This window comes from Rhodopseudomonas sp. P1, assembly GCF_039642825.1.
GTDB classification, from domain to species: domain Bacteria; phylum Pseudomonadota; class Alphaproteobacteria; order Rhizobiales; family Xanthobacteraceae; genus Rhodopseudomonas; species Rhodopseudomonas palustris_H.
The window spans coordinates 928,702-949,567 of record NZ_CP088006.1; the positions used below are offsets into that span (position 1 = coordinate 928,702).

The 20,866-nt window shown below is 66.1% G+C and carries 17 protein-coding genes; 9 read left to right on the plus strand and 8 right to left on the minus strand.

What is annotated here, in order from left to right; all coding sequences use genetic code 11:
- Positions 1-132: 132 nt before the first annotated feature.
- The 4 genes from LRC39_RS04290 to LRC39_RS04305 all read right to left on the minus strand — a co-directional run bounded on the left by LRC39_RS04290 (position 133) and on the right by LRC39_RS04305 (position 6,273).
- On the minus strand, positions 133-930 hold the full coding sequence (locus tag LRC39_RS04290; RefSeq protein ID WP_413776093.1) for a TIGR02186 family protein: 798 nt from the start codon (positions 928-930) through the stop codon (positions 133-135).
- The gene (locus tag LRC39_RS04295; RefSeq protein ID WP_199851791.1) at positions 927-1,850 is read right to left on the minus strand and encodes a sulfite exporter TauE/SafE family protein; all 924 of its coding nucleotides are present in this window, start codon (positions 1,848-1,850) and stop codon (positions 927-929) included. The genes LRC39_RS04290 and LRC39_RS04295 overlap by 4 nt, the downstream gene beginning before the upstream one ends.
- 274 nt (positions 1,851-2,124) lie before the next feature.
- A complete protein-coding gene (locus tag LRC39_RS04300) occupies positions 2,125-5,460 on the minus strand; it encodes a hypothetical protein (RefSeq protein WP_346296461.1) in 3,336 nt (1,111 codons plus the stop codon).
- A 255-nt stretch (positions 5,461-5,715) separates the two neighbouring features.
- A complete protein-coding gene (locus tag LRC39_RS04305; RefSeq protein WP_119018500.1) occupies positions 5,716-6,273 on the minus strand; it encodes a TetR/AcrR family transcriptional regulator in 558 nt (185 codons plus the stop codon).
- 333 nt (positions 6,274-6,606) lie between these two features.
- Between LRC39_RS04305 and LRC39_RS04310 the strand changes: the two genes are divergently transcribed.
- From LRC39_RS04310 to LRC39_RS04325, 4 genes are all read left to right on the plus strand, one after another.
- Positions 6,607-6,993, plus strand: coding sequence for a nuclear transport factor 2 family protein (locus tag LRC39_RS04310; RefSeq protein WP_107342990.1), 387 nt, complete (start codon positions 6,607-6,609; stop codon positions 6,991-6,993).
- 93 nt (positions 6,994-7,086) lie between these two features.
- Positions 7,087-8,877 carry an acyl-CoA dehydrogenase C-terminal domain-containing protein gene (locus LRC39_RS04315; RefSeq protein WP_107342991.1) on the plus strand — a complete coding sequence of 597 codons (1,791 nt, stop codon included), beginning with the start codon at positions 7,087-7,089 and terminating at the stop codon, positions 8,875-8,877.
- A 165-nt stretch (positions 8,878-9,042) separates the two neighbouring features.
- Positions 9,043-10,251: an acetyl-CoA C-acetyltransferase gene (locus LRC39_RS04320; RefSeq protein WP_263990603.1), complete on the plus strand. Its 1,209-nt coding sequence runs from the start codon at positions 9,043-9,045 to the stop codon at positions 10,249-10,251.
- A gap of 125 nt (positions 10,252-10,376) precedes the next feature.
- A complete protein-coding gene (locus LRC39_RS04325) occupies positions 10,377-12,593 on the plus strand; it encodes a 3-hydroxyacyl-CoA dehydrogenase NAD-binding domain-containing protein (RefSeq protein ID WP_346296462.1) in 2,217 nt (738 codons plus the stop codon).
- A gap of 280 nt (positions 12,594-12,873) precedes the next feature.
- On the opposite strand, the gene gstA is transcribed toward LRC39_RS04325, so the two are convergent.
- Positions 12,874-13,488, minus strand: a complete 615-nt coding sequence (gene gstA / locus LRC39_RS04330; protein ID WP_346296463.1) for a glutathione transferase GstA — start codon at positions 13,486-13,488, stop codon at positions 12,874-12,876.
- A gap of 122 nt (positions 13,489-13,610) precedes the next feature.
- Between gstA and LRC39_RS04335 the strand changes: the two genes are divergently transcribed.
- The 3 genes from LRC39_RS04335 (at position 13,611) to LRC39_RS04345 (ending at position 16,263) form a co-directional block, all read left to right on the plus strand.
- A complete protein-coding gene (locus tag LRC39_RS04335; RefSeq protein ID WP_107357390.1) occupies positions 13,611-14,102 on the plus strand; it encodes a MarR family winged helix-turn-helix transcriptional regulator in 492 nt (163 codons plus the stop codon).
- A 93-nt stretch (positions 14,103-14,195) separates the two neighbouring features.
- On the plus strand, positions 14,196-15,566 hold the full coding sequence (locus LRC39_RS04340; protein ID WP_346296464.1) for a glutamate--cysteine ligase: 1,371 nt from the start codon (positions 14,196-14,198) through the stop codon (positions 15,564-15,566).
- Positions 15,567-15,711: 145 nt separating this feature from the next.
- Positions 15,712-16,263, plus strand: coding sequence for a PAN domain-containing protein (locus LRC39_RS04345; RefSeq protein ID WP_263990607.1), 552 nt, complete (start codon positions 15,712-15,714; stop codon positions 16,261-16,263).
- Positions 16,264-16,296: 33 nt separating this feature from the next.
- Here the strand turns inward: LRC39_RS04345 and lepB are convergent, their stop codons facing one another.
- Entirely contained in the window at positions 16,297-17,067 is a 771-nt protein-coding gene (lepB, locus tag LRC39_RS04350) for a signal peptidase I (protein ID WP_107354279.1), read from the minus strand.
- Positions 17,064-18,491 (minus strand): metalloprotease TldD, encoded by a 1,428-nt coding sequence (gene tldD / locus LRC39_RS04355; RefSeq protein ID WP_346296465.1) that lies wholly within the window; start codon positions 18,489-18,491, stop codon positions 17,064-17,066. The genes lepB and tldD overlap by 4 nt, the downstream gene beginning before the upstream one ends.
- Before the next feature lie 231 nt (positions 18,492-18,722).
- Here tldD and LRC39_RS04360 point away from each other — a divergent pair, with 231 nt between their 5' ends.
- Together LRC39_RS04360 and LRC39_RS04365 are read left to right on the plus strand one after the other, a co-directional pair.
- Positions 18,723-19,193, plus strand: coding sequence for a MarR family winged helix-turn-helix transcriptional regulator (locus LRC39_RS04360; RefSeq protein ID WP_107342999.1), 471 nt, complete (start codon positions 18,723-18,725; stop codon positions 19,191-19,193).
- Positions 19,194-19,306: 113 nt separating this feature from the next.
- Positions 19,307-19,732 carry an organic hydroperoxide resistance protein gene (locus LRC39_RS04365; RefSeq protein ID WP_346296466.1) on the plus strand — a complete coding sequence of 142 codons (426 nt, stop codon included), beginning with the start codon at positions 19,307-19,309 and terminating at the stop codon, positions 19,730-19,732.
- A gap of 232 nt (positions 19,733-19,964) precedes the next feature.
- Here LRC39_RS04365 and LRC39_RS04370 read toward each other — a convergent pair whose 3' ends face one another.
- Positions 19,965-20,513 (minus strand): invasion associated locus B family protein, encoded by a 549-nt coding sequence (locus LRC39_RS04370; RefSeq protein WP_107354283.1) that lies wholly within the window; start codon positions 20,511-20,513, stop codon positions 19,965-19,967.
- Between the last annotated feature and the right edge of the window lie 353 nt (positions 20,514-20,866).

The following is a 20,866-nucleotide window of genomic DNA, read 5'->3' on the forward strand; positions in this document are numbered from 1 at the left end:
CCCATACGCCGTCATTCCGGGGCGGTCGCGAAGCGACCGAACCCGGAATCCCGAAGCTATCAGGCCGAGAGGTCGACACACGTGGCGCTGCCGGGTGCCCTTAAGCCCCGGAATGACGAGTGTGGGGAAGGTTTAGTCGCGCCGGAACACGATCGATGCCATCCAGCCGGTGGCGAGGGCCATCAGGGCGGTGATCAGGCCGTAGATGATGCCGTGCTGGCGCGCTGCGGTGGCGACGAACTGTTCGAAGCCGATCTTGGCGATTTCGAACGAGGTGTCGGTCTCGGTCAGCAGCTCGCCGCCGGAAAACAGCTTGATCGAGATGTCGTAGCTGCCGATCGGCACTTCGGCCGGCAGCGGAATCCCGGTGCGGAACAGCGTCGGGGTCAGGAATTTCACCGCGGTGGTGTCTTCGCGGTACAGCCCGCGATCCTCGCGCAGCCGGAGGAAAGCCTGGCGAAACTGATCGTCGGCGACGACGTCGGCGTAGTCGGTGCCGATCCGCTGGGTCAGCAGCACATGGTTCATGCCGAGCTGCTGCCGGCGCCGCACCTCGGTCGGCGCGATGGCGTCGATCGGCCGGTTGGCGAAGATCGCCAGATAGCTCGGCACCATCAGGAATTCGCGAGAGTCGCTGTTGATCCAGATGCCGAATTTGCGCTCCTTGCGCCGCGTCACCATGTTGGCGCGGGGGCCGAACACGCTGATCACCAGATCGTATTTGCCGGCTTCGACGAACGCCGGATGGTCTTTCTCGATCGCGCCGAACAGCACCAGCTCGCCGCCCGAATAGTTCGGCGTGACGGTGACGCGGGCGTTGGAGACCGACACGATCAGTCGCTCGGCACGCGCGGGCGCAGCGAGCGGCAGCATCAGCGCCAGCAGCGCGGCGGTGGCGATCGTGCGGAGTGAGGTGAGCCGCGCCGTCACGTCGGGCTCAATTCGCGCAGCGTGAACAGTTCGGCAGGGCGGATGCCGAGTTCGATTGCGAACCGCACGCCAACCGCCAGCACCAGCAGGCCGAGCAGCAGGCGGAGCTGTTCGCCGCGGATGCGCTGGCCGGCTCGGGCGCCGAACTGCGCGCCGGTGACGCCGCCAATCATCAGGATCAGCGCCAGCACCGCATCGACGAGGTGGCTGGTGGCGGCATGCAGCACGGTGGCGATCAGCATCGTCACCAGGGTCAGCACCATCGAAGTGCCGACGACGGTGCTGGTTGGCACCCGCAGCAGATAGATCAGCATGGGCACCAGGATGAAGCCGCCGCCGACGCCCATCACCGCGCCGATGAAGCCGATCAGTACGCCGATCGCCACTACCGGCAGCACCGACAGATAGATTTTGGAGCGCTTGAACCGGACCTTGAACGGCAGCGCATACAGCCAGTTGCGGTTGCCGGAGCGGCCTGCCAGCGGCACCTCACCGCGGCTGGAGCGGCGGATCGCGCGGATGCCTTCGTACACCATCAGACCGCCGACCGAGGTCAGCAGCACCACGTAGGACACTGCGATCACCAGGTCGAGCTGACCGACCGAGCGCATCAGCACGAAGAACCAGACGCCAAGTCCTGTACCGGCAATGCCCCCGCATAACAGCACGAACGCGAGGAGAGGATCGATTGCGCGGCGTCGCCAGTACGACAGCGCACCGGAGAATGAGGAGGCGGCCATGTGGCTGGTCACCGAGGCGACCGCGACCGCGGGCGAGATGCCGATGAAGATCAGCAGCGGCGTCATCAGGAAGCCGCCGCCGACGCCGAACATCCCTGACACGAACCCGACCGCGGCGCCCATCGCCAGCACGAGCAGGACGTTGACCGGGAGATCGGCGATCGGGAGATAGAGCTGCACGCGCGGTTCGCTTCGGAGTTCTCGCTGTGACGACAGCATCCCCCGGCTCAACGGCTGACGCTTCGCCCCGGAGATGTTCTTGATTCAATGATCTGGCAACACATCAGACCCGCTCAGCCGGACCGGCATGGCGGACTTCGCGCCAGATCGCGGTCCATCTGAACCGCTGTCCTTGCATAACCGAAATTAGTTCACGCCGGGATTACAGAATCGGTCGCAACCGAGTTTTTTAGGCTCGGTAGCGGCGATCTCGTCCACCTGATGGACGCTGGCGTTAGCGAGCCGCGCGCTTGGCCGCAGCGGCCGGCTGCCCGTCCCAGCCGCCGGCTGGCGCCGCGACCTTGACGGCGGCGTCGGGCTGCGGTTCGGCCGTGAAGGTCTGGATCGCGAGCTTGGCGGCCGCCAGCGACTGCGGGTCGAGGCGCTTGGCGACATCTTCGCGCTTGCGGCCCGCATCCTCGTCGCCCTGAGCGGCGGCGAGAGAGAACCACTTGTACGACTCCGCGAGGTTCTGATCGACACCGATGCCGCGGGCATACAGGATGCCGAGGTTGAACTGGCTGTCGGCAACGCCACGCTCGGCGGCCTTGCGGAACCAGGCCGCGGCGGTCTTGTAGTTCGCGCCCTTGCTGCCGCCGTCGGCGTACAGCACGGCCAGATTGTGCATCGCCTTGGCATTCCCGCGATCGGCCGCGGTCGAATACAGCTTCCGCGCGACGTCGAGGTCGCGCTTCACGCCGAGGCCCTTCTCGTAAAGCGTGCCGATGCGGAAGATCGCCGGCGTCACGCCGGCATCCGCTGCGCGCTGATACCATTTGGCGGCTTCGTCGTAGTTCACCGGCACGCCCTTGCCTTCGGCGTAACGGGTCGCGACTTCGTAAGCGGCGGCGGCGTCGCCCTTGAGCGCCAGGGTACGCAGCGTCGCACCGCCAATGGTGTCGGGCAGCCGCTCGGCAGACGGAATCGCGACGGTGCCGAACTTCTCCGGCGCCGCGCTCGGCTGCGACGGGATTGTGCCGGTGATGTCGCTGGACGCTGCAGGCTCGGTCTGCTGCGCCGCCGGCGGCGTGTACAGCGACTGACGCTCGACCGGAGTCGGCGAAATCATCGAAGGCGGCGGAGCGACCGGCGCGACAGACGGCGGCGCGGCGGGCTCGGTCGGATCTGATTGCCGCTCGTCCGCAGGCAGGCGCTGTTTTTCCGGCGCCGGGCTGGGCTTCGGCGCAGTGACGCTGGCGACCGGCGGCGCTTCGCCGCTGTCGAACAGTTTCATTGCCATCTGGAAGCTGGACAGCACGATCACCACGACGCTGGCGCCGACCAGCAGCGACTTGATCTTTGAGCCGAGCGGCGAGCCCGGAGTGCCGCCGTCCGGATCGGGCTTGTCGCCATCGGTCTTCGGCTTGCCGGGCTTGGCCTTGCCGGCGCTGGCGGATGCTGCCGCCTGCGCGGCGCGGCGCGCGGCAGCGATGAAGCTGGTGGCGTTTGCCGGCTCCGGCTGCGCCGGCGCGATCTCGCCCAGCGCGCTTTCAGAAGCGGCGATCCGTTCCGACGGCGAAGCGACCCGGGCCGGCGGCTTGGTGCCGGGCTCGAGCGGATGGTCCGGCGGCAGCGTGGCTTCCCGGCGAGCGGGCGGCGGCACAGCAACGACCGGCTCGATCTTCTGCGGCTGATGCGGGCCCGCGGCGGACTCGTGGATGTCGTGGAAAGCTCGCGGCCCACGCGGCTCGGGCGCCGGGGCCGGTGGCTCGGCGGCTGGTTTGGCGGCGGCGAATTCGCGCGGCGCGGCAGCGAACGCCTCGACGGCCGGATTGGCCATCTCGGGCTGAGGCTGCGGCGGAACAGGCGTGGCCGCGGGAGCAACCGGGGCCGGCGCGATCGGCGCGGCAGCGAGGAAAGCGGGCTTCGCCGGTTCGGGTGCCGGAGTTGGGACGGGCGGCGGTGCCAGCGGAGGTGTCGCCCGCGCGGTGCGCAGATCGCCTTCGATCATCGCCAGCCGGTCGACGACATGGCCGAGGGTGTTGTGCACCGCCTCGAGCGAATCCTGAGTGTGGCGATCGGTTTCCGACTGGCTGAAGCGCATATCGGAGAGTTCGCGCTTGATGGTGTCGACGAAGCTCGGGTCGAGCGCCGGCGCCGGTCGGCGATCGAGCTCCGTCAGCACCGCAAATTGCGATTGCTGCCGCTCGAGCATCCGCAAAATGTCGTGCAGGCCTTCCTCGACCCGGCCGAGATTGGCGCTGCCGCCGCGCTGCTCGGTCGCGGCTTCCATCCGCTCCAGCAGATGTGTGACGCGTTGTTCGAGATGCGCGAACGCCGACTGATTGTCGTTGCCGATCGGCAGATGATCGATCCGTTCCGACAGCGCCCGTACGGCGCTTTCGAGCTGCTCGGTGGATTCGCTCGGGGCAGGGCGCTCGCGGCTTTCCAGCGCCGCGGTCAGCGCCGAGATGCGCTGCTCCAGGGCGGCGAACGAGATGCTGTGGTTGTCGGCCTGCGCCAGCTGTTCGATCTTCTCGCCAAGCGCGTGGACGTTGGCGCTGAGCTGCCCCAGCGCTTCATTGGAAGCGACGTTGGAGACGATGCCGCGCAGCGCGCCAATGGCGTTCTCGAGCTGCTGGACCGTGCCCGGATCGTCGCTGTTGCGGACGATCATGTCGATCTTGCCGCCGAGATTGCGGATCGCTTCGTCGAAGCCGGCGAGCTGTTCGGCCGGCGTCAGCGAGCGCAACGCGGTGTAGATCTCGCCGAGCGCGCGTTCGATGCCGGCAATCACTTCACTGTCGCTGCCGTTGGCCCGGCTTTCGTCGAGCCGCTGCGCCAGCGAGCGGATCTCGCCTTCCAGCGTTTCGATCGCCTTGCGCGGCATCGCTTCGGTGATGGTCTGGCGGATCTCGGCGAGGTCAGCACGGAACGCGGCGATCGATTGCTCGACCTTGTCGGAGCGCTGCAGCGCGTCGATCTGGCTGGTGATCTTGTGGAGCTGCTTCTCCAGGCTGGTGAAATCCGGCCCGGCCAGCGGATTCGGGGGGGCCATCGCGGGTGCGATCGGCGGCGCAAACGACGCCGGCTGCCGCGGCATCCGGCCGATGCTGGCATCGAGTTCGCTCTGCCGCGCGGCGATTTCGGCAATCGCCTTGTCGAGCGCGTTCGGGTCGAGTGTGGGGGAGGGGTAGACTTGCTCGGCGGCGCGTTCGACGCGCTCGGTGGGCGATTGGGGCGGCACGGCTGCGGCCTCGGCCGGCCGAGCTGCCGCAGGCTTCGGCTCGGTAATCCGCGCCAGGCGGGCGTCGAGCCGGGAAATCGCGTCGTTCAGCTGCCGCGCGACCGGCGGCTCACTGCGCGCCGGCGTGCGGGAAATATGGTCGATCTGGCGGGCGATGGCGTCGAGCCGCTGATGGATTTCAGCGACTTCGGTAGCGCTGCGCTCGGGCATTGCCGGGCGGCCGGGCATGCGCGGTTGTTCGGTGGCCGGCTGCTGCGGGGCAGCCTCGCCGAGCTGAGCATTGATCCAGTCGGTGAGCGACAGCCCGGCGCGCTTGGCGGCGGCCTCGGCCTTCTCGCGCACTGACGGCTCGATCTCCTCGACACTCCACGACACGCGATTCATGCTCTTGTCCGCACCCAAGCCGGCCCATGCCGCGCCCCGCACACCTCCGCGTCGTGCTCAAGCGAACATCGACACGACGCGGGAGTCTGCCTCTGGATCGACTTTTTCCCGTTAGGGTAAATACCGAGTTAAGGATCGGCGCGGACGGCGGTGAAACTTAACGGTCGAGGCAGATAGCTTGGTTTTGCAGCTATTTTGCCGCGCTTTCAGCGGGGCGGGAGCGGCTCGGGAGGCCGTCCGTTACCGTCGGCGTTGCTAACCGCCGGCGCGGGTGAACAGCGCGCTGAGGTCGTCGATGTCGGATTCCGTCACGGCGTTGAGCGCCGGATTCATCACCGCGGTCTGGCCGATATAGGCCCAGTACAGGAACTCCGCCCGCGGCCGGGCATGGCGGCTCTCGACGCCGGACTCGATCATCAGCTTGGACAGGTATTCGACCCGCCTCGCGTCGACCGCGGCGACCATCTCGGCGGCGGCCGGATCGGTCGCGGCGAGCTCGCGGATGGCGCGGTCGAGGCTGCGGTCCTCGTTGAAGGCGAGCTTCATCAGATGTGTCAGCCGTGCGGGGCCGACGATCGCCGCATCGATCTCGCGGAACACCTGCTCGGTGACCCGCTCCTTCCAGAGTTGAAGCAACTGGGTGCGGAAGTCGGTGGCGTCCTTGAAGTGCCAGTAGAAACTGCCGCGGGAAACGTCCAGGCCGGCGGCCAGATCGCCGACTTTGAGGGCGTTGGCGCCATGTCGGGCGAGTGTCCGCAGCCCATGCGCGAGCCAGTCCGCGCGCGTCAGCCGATCTTTGGTATCCGAATCCATGCCGGCACCATACACGTGTGTATTGACACGGCCAAGCCGCGCCGTTAGATGCCATTCAGAGGTGTATGGAGATGATCTGGCAGGCTGCTGCGTTGCGGCCGCTGGAAATCATCACATCGGAGGAGCGCTCGTGCACGCCATGTGGGTCCAAGCGGCCGATGGTCGACCTGTTCCGAGCCGCCATCCCGGTGCTTTGCAGAGATTTGGAGACGTGCCGGCGCCCGAGTGCGCCGCGGCGTCATCGCGCTTGATGTCGCGACCGATGATGGTCGAACATCCGCCCCGCCTTACGTCTTTGCCACAATCTGATCTTGCTCATCCGGAGAACTGCCGATGGCCTTGAACGGGCTCGACACCTGGTATGCCTTCATGAAGTCCCACGACTCAGATGCGTTGTGGGATCTGCTGCATCCGGACGCGGTGTTCGAAAGCCCGGTGGTTCACACCCCGCAGGTCGGGCGCGACATCGTGTTCAAGTACCTTAAGGGGGCAGAAAAAGTGCTCGGCGGCCCGGGCTTCACCTATGTGGGCGAATGGCGCAGCGATAACAGCGCGGTGCTCGAGTTCGAGAACGTGATCGAAGGCATCAAGATCAACGGCGTCGACATCATCACCTTCGCCGACGACGGACGTATTACCCACTTCAAGGTCATGGTAAGACCCCTGAAAGCGATCAACCTGCTGCATCGCTTGATGGGAGAACAGCTGGCGCAGCAATAAGCGCGCCGGCGACTGGTCGAATTCATCTCGCCGTCGCCTGAAGTTGTTTCAGGCGGCGCACACTTCACACCTGATCCCGATCGAGAGAACCGCATGACGATCTACAAGGCCCCGGTTGAAGAAGTCGGCTTCCTGCTCAACGACGTTTTTCAGTTCGACCGCTACAACAACCTGCCCGGGTTCGCCGATGCTGCGGCCGACGTGCGCGACGCGATCATCAACGAGGCGGCTCGGCTGAGCGAGGAAGTGCTGCATCCGCTCAACGCAGTCGGCGATCACGAAGGCTGCACCCGCCACGACGACGGCAGCGTCACCACGCCGAAGGGCTTCAAGGACGCCTACAAGCAGATCGCCGAAGGCGGCTGGATGGGCCTGTCGTCGCCGGCCGAATATGGCGGCCAGGGCCTGCCGATCACGCTGACCCAGACGGTGCAGGAATTCCTGAACTCCGCCAACATGGCGTTTGCGATGTACCCGGGCCTGACGATGGGCGCCGCGGCGGCGCTGACGGTGCACGGCTCGCCGGAGCAGAAGCAGACTTATCTGCCCAAGATGGTGTCCGGCGAGTGGACCGGTACCATGAACCTCACCGAGCCGCAGTGCGGCACCGATCTCGGCCTGCTGCGGACCAAGGCGGTGAAGCAGGCGGACGGCAGCTACAAGATCACCGGTACCAAGATCTTCATCTCGGCCGGTGAGCACGACATGGCCGATAACATCATCCATCTGGTGCTGGCGCGGATCGAAGGCGCACCGGCCGGAATCAAGGGCATCTCGCTGTTCGTGGTGCCGAAATTCCTGGTCAACCCCGACGGTACCGTCGGCGCCCGCAACGGCGTGATCTGCGGCTCGATCGAGCACAAGATGGGCATCCACGGCAACGCCACCTGCACCATGAACTACGACGGCGCCACCGGCTGGCTGGTCGGCGAAGAGAACAAGGGCATGCAGGGCATGTTCGTGATGATGAACGAGGCTCGCCTCGGCGTCGCCGTGCAGGGCCTGGCGCAATCGGAAGTCGCCTATCAGAACGCCGTCGAATACGCCCGCGAGCGGCTGCAGGGCCGGGCGCTGTCGGGACCGAAGGCGACCGACAAGCCGGCCGATCCGATCATCGTGCATCCCGACATCCGCCGCGCGCTGCTGACGATGCGCGCCTTCAACGAGGCGGCGCGGGCGTTGGTGCTGTGGACCGCGCTGAAGAGCGACGTCGCGCATCGCTCCAGCGATGCCAAGGAGCGCCAGGTGGCCGACGATCATCTCGGCCTGATGACGCCGGTGCTGAAGGGCGTTCTGACCGACGGCGGCTTCGCCAATGCGGTCGCCGCCCAGCAGGTTTACGGCGGCCACGGCTACATCGCCGCCAACGGCGTCGAGCAGTTCGTCCGCGATGCCCGCATCGCGATGATCTACGAAGGCGCCAACGGTATTCAGGCGCTCGATCTGGTCGGCCGCAAGCTGCCGCGTGACGGCGGCCGCGCCGTGATGGCGTTCTTCGCCGAGGTCGGCGCCTTCGCCAAGGAGCACGGCGGCGACGAGGCGATGAAGCCGTTCGTGGCGCCGCTGTCGACTTCGCTCGGCCATCTGCAGAAGGCTACCACCTGGCTGATGATGAACGCGATGGCCCAGCCCGATAACGCCGGCGCCGCCGCCACCGACTACATGCACCTCTTCGGCCTCGTTGCGATGGGCTACATGTGGGCCAAGATGGCCAAGGTGGCGCAGGACAAGATCGCGGCCGAGGGTGCAAAGCCCTTCCTGACCCGCAAGCTGGTCACCGGCCGGTTCTTCGCCGAGCGGATGCTGCCCGAAACCGCGCTGCGGCTGACCCGGATCGAATCCGGCTGCGCCACGCTGATGGAACTGCCGGCGGAAGCGTTCTGACGCTTTCGTCAAACCAACGTCGTCATTGCGAGCGAAGCGAAGTAGTCCGAGCCGCGCACGAAGTCTGGATTGCTTCGTCGCTACGCTCCTCGCAATGACGCCTCGACACGCGATTGTTCAATTCGTCCGGCTCCTGTGAGCCCGGACCGAAACGGGAGAAAACGGATGCCCGAAGCCTATATTTACGATCACGTTCGCACTCCGCGCGGCCGCGGCAAGGCCGACGGCTCGCTGCACGAGGTGACCGCGCTGGCGCTCGCCACCGTGCCGCTGAAGGCGCTGAAGGAGCGCAACAACCTCAAGAAGGACGTGGTCGACGACGTCGTGATGGGTGTGGTCGATCCGGTCGGCGAAGCCGGCTCGGACATCGCGCGGTTCGCGGCGATGAAGGCGGGCCTCGGCGAAGCGGTGCCCGGCGTGCAGATCAGCCGGTTCTGCGCCTCCGGTCTCGATGCGGTGAACTTCGCTGCGGCGCAGATCATGAGCGGCCAGCATGAGCTGGTGATCGGCGGCGGCGCGGAATCGATGAGCCGTATCGGCATCGGTGCTTCGGGCGGTGCCTGGCCGATGGATCCGTCGATGGCGATCCCGTCCTACTTCATGCCGCAGGGCATTTCGGCCGACCTGATCGCCACCAAATACGGCTTCTCGCGCGACGACGTCGACGCCTATGCGGTGCGCAGCCAGCAGCTCGCCGCGAAGGCCTGGGACGAAGGCCGGTTCGACAAGTCGGTGGTGCCGGTGAAGGACATCAACGGCCTGACCATCCTGGCCAAGGACGAGCACATGCGTCCCTCGACGACGATGCAGTCGCTGGCGCAGCTGCAGCCGTCGTTCGCGCCGATCGCCGCGATGGGCGGGTTCGACGCGGTGGCGATCCAGTCGCACCCGGAAGTCGAGAAGGTCAACTACGTGCACCATGCCGGCAACTCGTCGGGCATCGTCGACGGCGCCGGCGCGGTGCTGCTCGGCAGCAAGGAAGCCGGTGAGAAGCACGGCCTGAAGCCGCGCGCCAAGATCCGCGCCTTCGCCAATATCGGCTCGGAGCCGGCGATGATGCTGACCGGTCCGGTCGACGTCACCAACAAGCTGTTCGAGCGCTCCGGCATGAAGAAGAGCGACATCGACCTGTTCGAGCTCAACGAGGCGTTCGCCTCGGTGGTGCTGCGCTACATCCAGGCGTTCGAGATCGACAACGACAAGATCAACGTCAATGGCGGCGCGATCGCGCTCGGCCATCCGCTCGGTGCTACCGGCGCGATGATCCTCGGCACCGTGCTCGACGAGCTCGAGCGCACCGGCAAGGCGACTGCGCTGGTGACGCTGTGCATCGGCGGCGGCATGGGCACCGCGACGATCATCGAGCGGGTGTGAGTATTCGATAGCGCCGCGGGCCGCGCAACGCGCGCAGGCCTGCTCCCTCCCCCCTTGCGAGGGGAGGGGAGAAGAACATCAACCGCCGCGCCGCAACGGCTGCTGGCATCGAAGGAGCTAATCAGATGGCCTTCAAGATTTTCAAAGTCGAGACCGACGCCGACGGCATCGCGCTGGTGACCTGGGACCTGCCCGGCAAGTCGATGAACGTGCTCGACACCGCGACGATCGAGGAACTCGGCGCGATCGCCGAACAGACCAGCAAGGACGCCGCGGTGAAGGGCGTGGTGATCACCTCCGCCAAGGAGGCGTTCTGCGCCGGTGCCGATCTGTCGATGCTGGAAGGCATGAACCAGCAGTTCGTCCAGATCCGCAAAGAGAAGGGCGAAGAAGCCGCCCAGAAGATGCTGTTCGACGAGAGCCGCAAGCTGTCGCAGATCCTGCGTGGCATCGAGACCGGCGGCAAGCCGTGGGTCGCGGCGATCAACGGCCTGGCGCTCGGCGGCGGCTTCGAAGTGACGCTGGCCTGCCACTACCGCGTCGCAGCCGACAATCCGAAGACCCGCCTCGGCCTGCCCGAGATCAAGGTCGGCCTGTTCCCGGGCGGCGGCGGCACTCAGCGGATTCCGCGGATCGTCAATCCGCAGGAGGCGATGACCATCCTGCTCAAGGGCGATCAGATCAAGCTCGACAAGGCCAAGGCGCTGAAGCTGGTCGACGCCGTGGTGCCGGCGGCCGATCTGATCAAGACCGCCAAGGACTGGATCAAGGGCGGCGGCAAGGCGGTGGCGCCGTGGGACGAGAAGGGCTTCAAGCTGCCCGGCGGCCAGGTGTTCTCCAAGCAGGGCATGATGATGTTCCCGGCCGGCAACGCGATCTATCGCCGCGAGACCTACGACAAATATCCGGCCGCTCGCGCCATCATGAGCTGCGTCTATGAGGGCCTGTTGGTGCCGATGGACGTCGCGCTGCGCATCGAGTCGCGTTACTTCGCGCACGTGCTGCAGACCAAGGAAGCGGCTGCGATGATCCGCAGCCTGTTCCTGTCGATGCAGGAGCTGAACAAGGGCGCGCGCCGTCCGCAGGGCGTGCCGCCGACCAAGGTCAAGAAGCTCGCCATCATCGGCGCCGGCTTCATGGGCGCCAGCGTCGGCTACGTCTCGGCCAAGGCCGGCATCGAAGTGGTGCTGATCGACCGCGACCAGGAGAGCGCCGACAAGGGCAAGGCGCACTGCCAGTCGGTCATCGAAGGTCTCATCAAGAAGGGGCGCGCCAAGGAGGCCGACCGCGACGCGCTGATGTCGCGGATCACCGCGACCGCCGACTTCAATGCGATCTCGGATGCCGACCTCGTCATCGAAGCCGTGTTCGAGGATCGCAAGGTCAAGGCCGAGACCTACGCCAAGGCGCAGCCGCTGCTGAAGGAAGGCGCGATCTTCGCCTCCAACACCTCGACCCTGCCGATCAACTCGCTGGCCGAAGAGTTCAAGGACCAGTCGAAGTTCATCGGCATCCACTTCTTCTCGCCGGTCGAGAAGATGATGCTGGTCGAAGTGATCCTCGGCAACAACACCAGCGACGCGACACTGGCGGCCGCGCTCGACTACACCCGCCAGATCGGCAAGACCCCGATCGTGGTGAACGACAGCCGCGGCTTCTTCGCCAACCGCTGCGTGCTGCGCTTCACCGCCGAAGGCCTCGAGATGCTGATGGAAGGCGTCCCGGCGCCGATGATCGAGACCGCCGCCAAGATGGCCGGCATGCCGGTCGGCCCGCTGTCGCTGGCCGACGAAGTCGCGCTCGACCTGATCCTCAAGATCATGAAGGCCACCGAAGCCGACCTCGGCGAACAGGCGGTCGATCAGCAGCAGAAGAAGCTGATGGTCGAGCTGGTCGAGAAGCAGGGCCGGTTCGGCCGCAAGAACGGCAAGGGCTTCTACGTCTATCCGGAGAAGGGCAAGGGCCAGAAGAGCCTGTGGGACGGCATTGCCGCGCTGCAGCCCAAGCACCTCGATCCGGATACCATCGACGTCGAAGAGCTGAAGCAGCGCTTCCTCGCCGTGCAGGCGGTGGAAGCGGCCCGCACCGTCGAGGACAACGTGATCGTCGATCCGCGCGAGGCCGATGTCGGCTCGATCCTCGGCTTCGGCTTCGCGCCGTTCACCGGCGGCACGCTCAGCTACATCGACTTCATGGGCACCAAGGAGTTCGTGGCGCTGTGCCACAAGCTCGAGGGCAAATACGGCTCGCGCTTCACCCCGCCGAAGCTGCTCGAGGACATGGCCAAGACCGGCGACACCTTCTACCACCGCTTCGCCCCGAAGAAGCAGGCGGCGGCGTAGTCAGTTGCTGACTCTTTAAGAAGACGGGGGTAGCCGGCCCCGAGCGCGGCCGGCTCCCTCTCCCGCAAGCGGGAGAGGGAGCGCGCTGCCGCTGGGGCGAGGCTTCCTCTTACTTCCAGCAGAAACAACAAGGGCCGGCTCATCGTGATCCGGCCCTTTGTCTTTCGCCGCTACTCCCACTCCGTCATTGCGAGCGAAGCGAAGCAATCCAGTTCAGTGCATCGCGCTGGATTGCTTCGTCGCTTCGCTCCTCGCAATGACGAGCGAGAAACGAAATCCCTTACGCCTTCTGCAGCAGACCTTCGCTTTGCAGCGCTTCCTGCACCTTCGGGCGGGCGGCGACGCGGGCCTTGAAGGCGGCGAGGTTGGGGTAGGGAGCGAGGTCGATCTTCATCCGGTCGCACCAGCTCAGGATCACGAATAGGTAGCCGTCGGCGACCGTGAACGACGACCCCATCAGATAGTCTTTGCCGGCGAGCTGCTTGTCGACATAGCCGAGGTGGCGGGCGATGCGGTCCTTGAAGAAATTCTTGGCGTCCTCGCCGAGCGTCGGGGCGAACAGCGGGCCGAAGCTCTTGTGCAGGTCGGTCGAGATGTAGTTCAGCCATTCCTGCAGCCGGTAGCGCTCCGGTGATCCATTGGCCGGCGCCAGCTTGCCGGAGCCTTCCTTGTCGGCGATGAACTGCACGATCGCCGGGCCCTCGGTCAGCACCGAGCCGTCGTCGAGGCCAAGCGCCGGCACCGAGCCCTTCGGGTTGATCGCGGCGTAGTCGTCGCCGGTCTCCAGCTTCTTCGCCCGGATGTCGACCTTGACCAGGTCGAACGGCAGGCCGGCTTCGCTGAGCGCAATATGCGGCGACAGCGAACATGCTCCGGGCGAATAATACAGCTTCATGGCAGGGGCTCCTCGGCGGGATTGGATTCAGGCGCGCGGGCGATTAAATGCCGGTGCATGGGCAAGTCAAGATTGATGCAGCTGCATACACTAGGCTACAGTCGCCACGGATGGACGAACCGATGAAACGCAAACCGTCGACCGAGGCCACTGCGGCCTGGGTCCGCCTGATGCGGGTCCGGAGCCGGGTGTTGGACGCTGTCGAGCAGGAATTGAAGAAGGCGGGCTTCCCGCCGCTGGCCTGGTACGACGCGCTGCTCGAATTGTCGCGCGCGCCGGGCGGCGAAATGCGCCCGGTCGAGCTCGAAAAGCAGATGCTGATCCCGCAATACTCTACCTCGCGGCTGGTCGACCGGCTGGTCGACGAGGGGCTGGTGGTGCGCCGTGAGTGCCGCAGCGACAAGCGCGGCCAGTTCGTCGAAATCACCGAGGCGGGCCGCGAATTGCAGAAGAAGATGTGGGCCGCCTATTCGGCGGCGATCGAAAAACACGTCGGCTCGAAATTGTCCGATGCCGACGCCGTCCGGCTGTGCGGGCTGCTCGACCGGCTCGGCTGCTCGTGCGACGGCTCCGCCGCTGCGCTCGATGCGCGAGACACCGCAGTCTCGCGATGATAAACAGCTCTCGCTTCGTGTTCGCGGTTGCTTCCGGCCGCGGCTTCCACCACCTCGCGTCGCCCGATCCCGCGCGCTTTTTCCGGACTTCCCATGGCGCGTGACCAGCTCGATATGACCCCGCTGAATTCGCGTGACGAACTCGTCGCGTGGATCGAAGCGGGCGTGAAATCGCCGGCCGAATTCCGCATCGGCACCGAACACGAAAAGACCCCGTTCACGCTCGACGGCCATCATCCGGTGCCCTACGAGCGCGCCCGCGGCATCGGCGCCCTGCTCGAAGGGATGCAGATCCTGCTCGGCTGGGAGCCGATCATGGAAGGCCCGCATATCATCGGGCTGCACGACGTCACCGGCGGCGGCGCGATCTCGCTGGAGCCGGGCGGCCAGTTCGAATTGTCGGGCGCGCCGGTCGAGACCGTGCACCAGACCCACGCCGAGCTGATGGCGCATCTGGCGCAGGTGCGTGAAGTGGCGACGCCGCTCGGGATCGGCTTCCTCGGCCTCGGCATGACGCCGTCGTGGTCGCGGAGCGAAATCCCGGTGATGCCGAAGGGCCGCTACAAGATCATGACCAACTACATGCCGAAGGTCGGTCGTTACGGCCTCGACATGATGTACCGGACCTGCACGGTGCAGACCAATCTCGACTTCTCCTCGGAAGCCGACATGGTCAAGAAGCTGCGGGTCTCGGTCGCGCTGCAGCCGGTCGCGACCGCGCTGTTCGCCAACTCGCCATTCACCGAGGGCAAGCCGAACGGCTTCCTGTCGTTCCGTTCGGAGATCTGGCGCGACACCGACAATGATCGCTCCGGCATGCTGCCGTGGGCGTTCGAGGACGGCATGGGATTTGAGCGCTGGGTCGACTACGCGCTCGACGTGCCGATGTATTTCGTCAAGCGCGGCGACAGCTATATCGACGTGGCCGGCTCGTCGTTCCGCGACTTCTTCGACGGCAAGAACGACAAGCTGCCGGGCGAGCGGCCGACGCTGTCGGACTGGGCCAATCATCTGTCGACGATCTTCCCCGAAGTGCGGCTGAAGCGGTACCTGGAAATGCGCGGTGCCGACGGCCAGCCGTGGGGCCGCCTGACGGCGCTGCCGGCGTTCTGGGTCGGTCTGCTGTATGACGACACCAGCCTCGATGCCGCCTGGGAGTTGGTCAAAGGCTGGAGCGCCGAGGAGCGCCAGGCGCTGCGGGACGAGGTGCCGCGGCTCGGCTTCAAGGCCAAGATCGGCAACCGCTTCCTGTTCGAAATCGCCAAGGATTGCCTGGTGCTGGCGCATGCCGGGCTGCGTCGCCGCGGCCGTGTCGATCCAACCGGCCTCGACGAATCGCGGCATCTGGCGCCGCTCGACCGTATTCTCGACAATGGGCATACCCCGGCCGAGGAGATGCTCGAGAAGTATCACGGTGCGTGGCGCGGCTCGGTGGAGCCGGCTTACGACGAATACGCTTTCTGAGCGCTGGCGGACCAAGACCGCGCTGGCCCGCGCCGTTCATCCGCCATACAGGTTGCCGGCCGTCAGATGGGCCGTGGGGCTGCGCTCCGGATTGGCCTGAGTTCCATCGGCCAAAGTTCCGGGCCTAACGCGAAAGCAAGTGTGAATGCGAAGCGGCCTGCTCAGGGCGTGTTTGCTCGTGCTCGCCGTGGCTGCGGCGGCGCTGTCGCCGCATGCGTCCCGTGCCCAAGCCAATATTGATCGCATCGGCGGCGATTACCTGCGCACGCCTGTGACCAGCGGCGACCCGGCCGAATGCGCGCTGCTGTGCGAGCGCGACAAGCGCTGCCGGTCGTGGACCTTCAGCTATCCGCGCTCGCCCGAAGACGGTGCGATGTGCTGGCTGAAGAGCACGGTTCCGCCGCGCACGCCGAACTCGTGCTGCGTGTCCGGCGTCCGCGGTGCCGGCGTGCTGGAGCCGCGCAACGATTCTAACGAGGTCTCGATCGACCGCTTCGGCGGCGACTACCGCAATTTCGAACTGAAATCGGGGGAGGGCGACGAGGCCTGCAAGGCGGCCTGCGTCGACGAACACAAATGCCGGGCCTGGACCTATGCGCGTCCCGGCTATGTCGGTCGCAACGCCCGCTGTTTCCTGAAAAGCCAGATCAAGCCGCCGCGCCGCAAGGCCGGGTTCATCTCAGGCGTGGTGCGCTGAGGCGCAAAACGCTCTGAATCAATGCACTACGGCTCAATGCACCGCGGTGAAGAACCGCGCGACGCGGAAGCCGGAGAACCAGTCGGTGAGCGGCTGGCGGCGGACGCCGGGATTCCACGAGCCGACGATGGCATCGACCCGGCCGACCAGATCGTCGATCGGCAGCATGCCGACGCCGCCTTCGCTGACCGGCACGCGGCTGTCGGCGGAGTTGTCGCGATTGTCGCCCATTACGAACAGGTGGCCGGGCGGCACCGTGACTTCCGCCGTGTTGTCGAGCCGGCCATTGTCGTACAGCTTGAAGATCGGGTGGGCGACGCCGCCGGGCAGCGTCTCGATGTAGCGCGCGGCGGTCTCATACGAACCGTTGTCGTCCTCGGCGCGGCCGACGCCGTCCGGCGTGACCTTGGCGGCGACGCCGTTGATGAACACCCGGCCGTTGTCGAGCTGCACGCGGTCGCCGGGCAGGCCGACCACGCGCTTGACCCAGACCTGCGAGCGATCGCCGGACCAGCGAAACACCACCACGTCGCCGCGGTGCGGCGTCGCGCCGAACACCCGGCCGCTTTCCGGCACCGACACGTGGATCGGAAGCGAGGCAGCCGAATAGCCGTACGGATATTTCGAGGCCAGCAGCGCGTCGCCGATCAGCAGCGTCGGCTCCATCGAGCCGGATGGCACGTAGAACGGCTCGGCGACCGCGCCCTTGCCGACCAGCACGATCGCCACCACGGCGGCGAGCTGCGTCAGCTGCGAGCCCCAGCGCCGCGCGGTGCTCGCGGCCGTCTCCGTCTTCGTCGTCATCCGCCGGTGCCTCCGACCGTGATCCTGTCCATGCGCAGCGTCGGCTGACCGACACCCACCGGCACGCCCTGGCCGTTCTTGCCGCAGGTGCCGATGCCGTCGTCGAGCTGCATGTCACTTCCGATCATGGAAATGCGGTGCAAATCGGTCGGACCATTGCCGATCAACATCGCGCCCTTCAGCGGCGCGCCGATCTTGCCGTTCTCGATCCGGTAGGCCTCGGTGCACTGGAACACGTATTTGCCTGAGGTGATGTCGACCTGGCCGCCGCCGAAGTTCACCGCGTAGATGCCGTTTTTCACCGAGGCGAGGATTTCGGAAGGGTCGCGCTGACCGGCCAGCATGTAGGTGTTGGTCATCCGCGGCATCGGGACGTGGGCATAGGACTGCCGGCGGCCGTTGCCGGTCGGCTTCATGCCCATCAGCCGGGCGTTCTGGCGGTCCTGCATATAGCCGGTGAGGATGCCGTCCTCGATCAGCACGGTCCGGCTGGTCGGGGTGCCTTCGTCGTCGATCGACAGCGAGCCGCGCCGCGCCGAGATGGTGCCGTCGTCCACCACGGTGACGCCCTTGGCGGCGACCTGTTGGCCGAGCAGGCCGGCGAAGGCGGAGGTCTTCTTGCGGTTGAAGTCGCCCTCGAGGCCGTGGCCGACCGCCTCGTGCAGCATCACGCCGGGCCAGCCGGGGCCGAGCACCACGTCCATCTCGCCGGCGGGCGCGGGCACGGATTCGAGATTGACCAGCGCCTCGCGCAGCGCGCCATCGGCGGCGTCGCGCCAGGCCTTGGTCTCGATGAACCGCGCATAGGGCTCGCGGCCGCCATAGCCTTTGGACCCGCTCTCCTGACGGTCGCCCTGGCCGGCGACCACCGAGACGTTGACGCGCACGAGCGGGCGGACATCGCGGTAGCTCTCGCCATCGGGACGAAGAATCTCGACCACCTGCCAGGTGGCACCGACCGAGACCGATACCTGCCGCACCCGCGGATCCTTATCGCGGATATAGGCGTCGATCTCGCCGAGCAGCTTGACCTTGGCCTCGAAGCCGGGCGCGTCGAGCGGGTTGTCGTCACCATACAGCTGCACATTGGTGTGCGGCGGCGCCACCGACAGGCTGCCGCTGTAGTCGCCGCGCACCGCAGCGACCGCATCGGCGGCGCGGATCAGCGCCGGCAGCGACACGTCGGAGGAATGCGCATAGCCGACCGCATCGTCTTTAACGGCGCGTAAACCGAAGCCCTGCGCGGTGTCGTAGGTCGCCTGCTTCAGCCGGCCGTTGTCGAACGCCAGCGCCTCGGTCTGGCTGTATTCGAGAAACAATTCGCCATCGTCCGCTCCCTGCAGCCCTCGTGCGATCTCACGCCTCACCTCGTCGCGATCGAGATTGGCGCGGTCGATGAGCGAGGTCTGGGCTGGGTTGGTCATGAGGTCCTGTTCCCGAAGTTGTTTGGATCACAAGATAGGCGGTCTGACCTGTTTCTGCGAGGGGTTGGCGGATTAGGGTGCCCGGCGTTTGCAGGCATCGGTTCAACATGCCGTCATTGCGAGCGCTGCGGAGCAATCCAGCTGTCTCCACCAAGCCGGGTCTCAGGGAGACGCGTTCGCGCCCGGATGCCTCGCTTGACAATATATCGTGCGCGATATAAATCATGGTCCATGAAGTCGCCCTCGACATCGTCACGCGCGCCGCGGCCGGCGGACAAGCTGAAGCTGGAGACCCAGCTCTGCTTTGCGCTGTATTCGACGCTGCTCGGGGTCAACAAGGTGTATCGGTCGCTGCTGCGCGAGCTCGATCTGACCTATCCGCAATATCTCGTGATGCTGGTGTTGTGGGAGAAGGATCAGGTCAACGTCTCGGAGATCTGCGATCAACTGTTCCTCGAAACCACCACGCTGACGCCGCTGCTGAAGCGGCTCGAAGCACGAGGGCTGATCCGGCGGCGGCGGTCGGCCGAGGACGAGCGCCAGGTGATCGTGTCGCTGACCGACGAGGGACGGGGGCTGCGGGCGCGCGTCAAGCACGTGCCCGACTGCCTCGCCGAAGCTATGGGTTATTCCGGCAGCGAGATCGCCGAGCTGCGCGACCGGCTGACCGGCCTTCGCACTAATCTGTTTCGTAGCGCCTGATCGGGATGACGTTGAGCACGTTCAGTCCCAATTGCTGCTCTAATATATCGTTCGCGATATAGCGTCGCGCGATATTCCTCCGCCGCCTCTCTCCCACCTGAAAGGACCACACCATGTCAGTCGAGAAAGTTCTCTACCGCGCCGCTGCCACCGCCACTGGAGGCCGCGACGGACGCGGCGTCAGCAGCGACGGCCATCTCGATGTCGCCCTGACCACGCCGAAGGAACTCGGCGGCGCCGGTGGCGCCGGCACCAATCCGGAGCAGCTGTTCGCGGTCGGCTACTCCGCCTGCTTCCTCGGTGCGATGAAGTTCGTCGCCGGCCGGGACAAGCTGCCGATCCCGAAGGATGTCAGCGTCACCGGCTCGGTCGGCATTGGCCCGATCCCGACCGGCTTCGGCATCGAGGTGGAGTTGAAGATCAGCCTGCCGGGCATGGATCGCGAGCAGGCCCAGACGCTGGTCGACCGCGCCCACATCGTCTGTCCGTATTCCAACGCCACCCGCGGCAACATCGACGTCACGCTGACGCTGGTCTGAGCGGCCGGGCCGCCTCGCCAAGGCGGCCGTTGACAACACTGACGTCATCGCCCGCGGATGCGGGCGACCCAGTATTCCAGGGCGCTTGTTGGTACGCCGCGCGCTTGCCACGGAAGCTCTGCGATACTGGGTCCCCCGCATGCGCGGGGGATGACAGCATCATTCTGTTCACGGGCTTCTTGCCCAACACGACGAGGGCTTGCGTTGCGCCGTCGCTCTTGCGCAGGGCGGCCTACGGCAGCTTGTCGTAGCCTTCGCCGAGGCCGTTGAGGCTGAGCGGGAAGCCGATGCCTTCTTCCGGCGTTTCGAAGATGATGAAGGTCGCGGTCTTGGCGTTGCGCAGCTGGCCGAGCAGCTTGTCGTCCATCACCACTTCGGCGACGCAGCCGTTCGGCAGGCAGCGCACGAAGCCGGCGCGGCCGATGTCGGCGTTGTCGAGCTTGAGGCCGAGGCCCGACGGCAGCAGCACGCCGAGCGGTGCCACCACGCGCATCAGCTTGCTCTTCTGATCGGCGGTCTTGAGGATGATGACGGTGAGGCCGGCGTTGGAGCGATCCTCCGCCACCACGCTCTGAATCAGCGCGCACTGCTCGGCCTTGGCGCCGGGCGGGGTGTCGCAGCGGATCTGCCAGTCTCCATGCACAGACCGCACCGCGCCCTGGGCCTGCGCCGTGCTGCTGCCGGCCAGCGCCGCCAGCGCGATCAACCCGACCGCCAGCATGGCCCCGGACGCAGCGCGGCGGCTCGAGGCAAGGATTGGCGAAAGTCTGGCGAAGCCCATCAGAGATGTTTCCGAGGTGGTGACGGTTGAACGGGATGGTCGGCGGCGGGTTCCGACTGACCGGCAATGACGGCGCCATGAAGGCAGCGCGCGCGCCAGCGAATCAGGCTTCCGTGACATCCGGGTGCTTTGCCTACAGCGAGGGGCACATCTGTCAAGCCGGCCTCACAAGACCGATGTACTGTGTCAGCGGCACCGGACAAAATTCTTAACCGATGAGCAGGCCTGGGTTGTTTGCACGCGCGAACCCTCACTCCTGCATTGCGACGTCCCGAGAATTGTGATTTGAAAAGTAGAATAAGAAGCGTTCGCACTTAGGCTACGCTTTTGTGCCGAGCGCAATAAAACTGCAC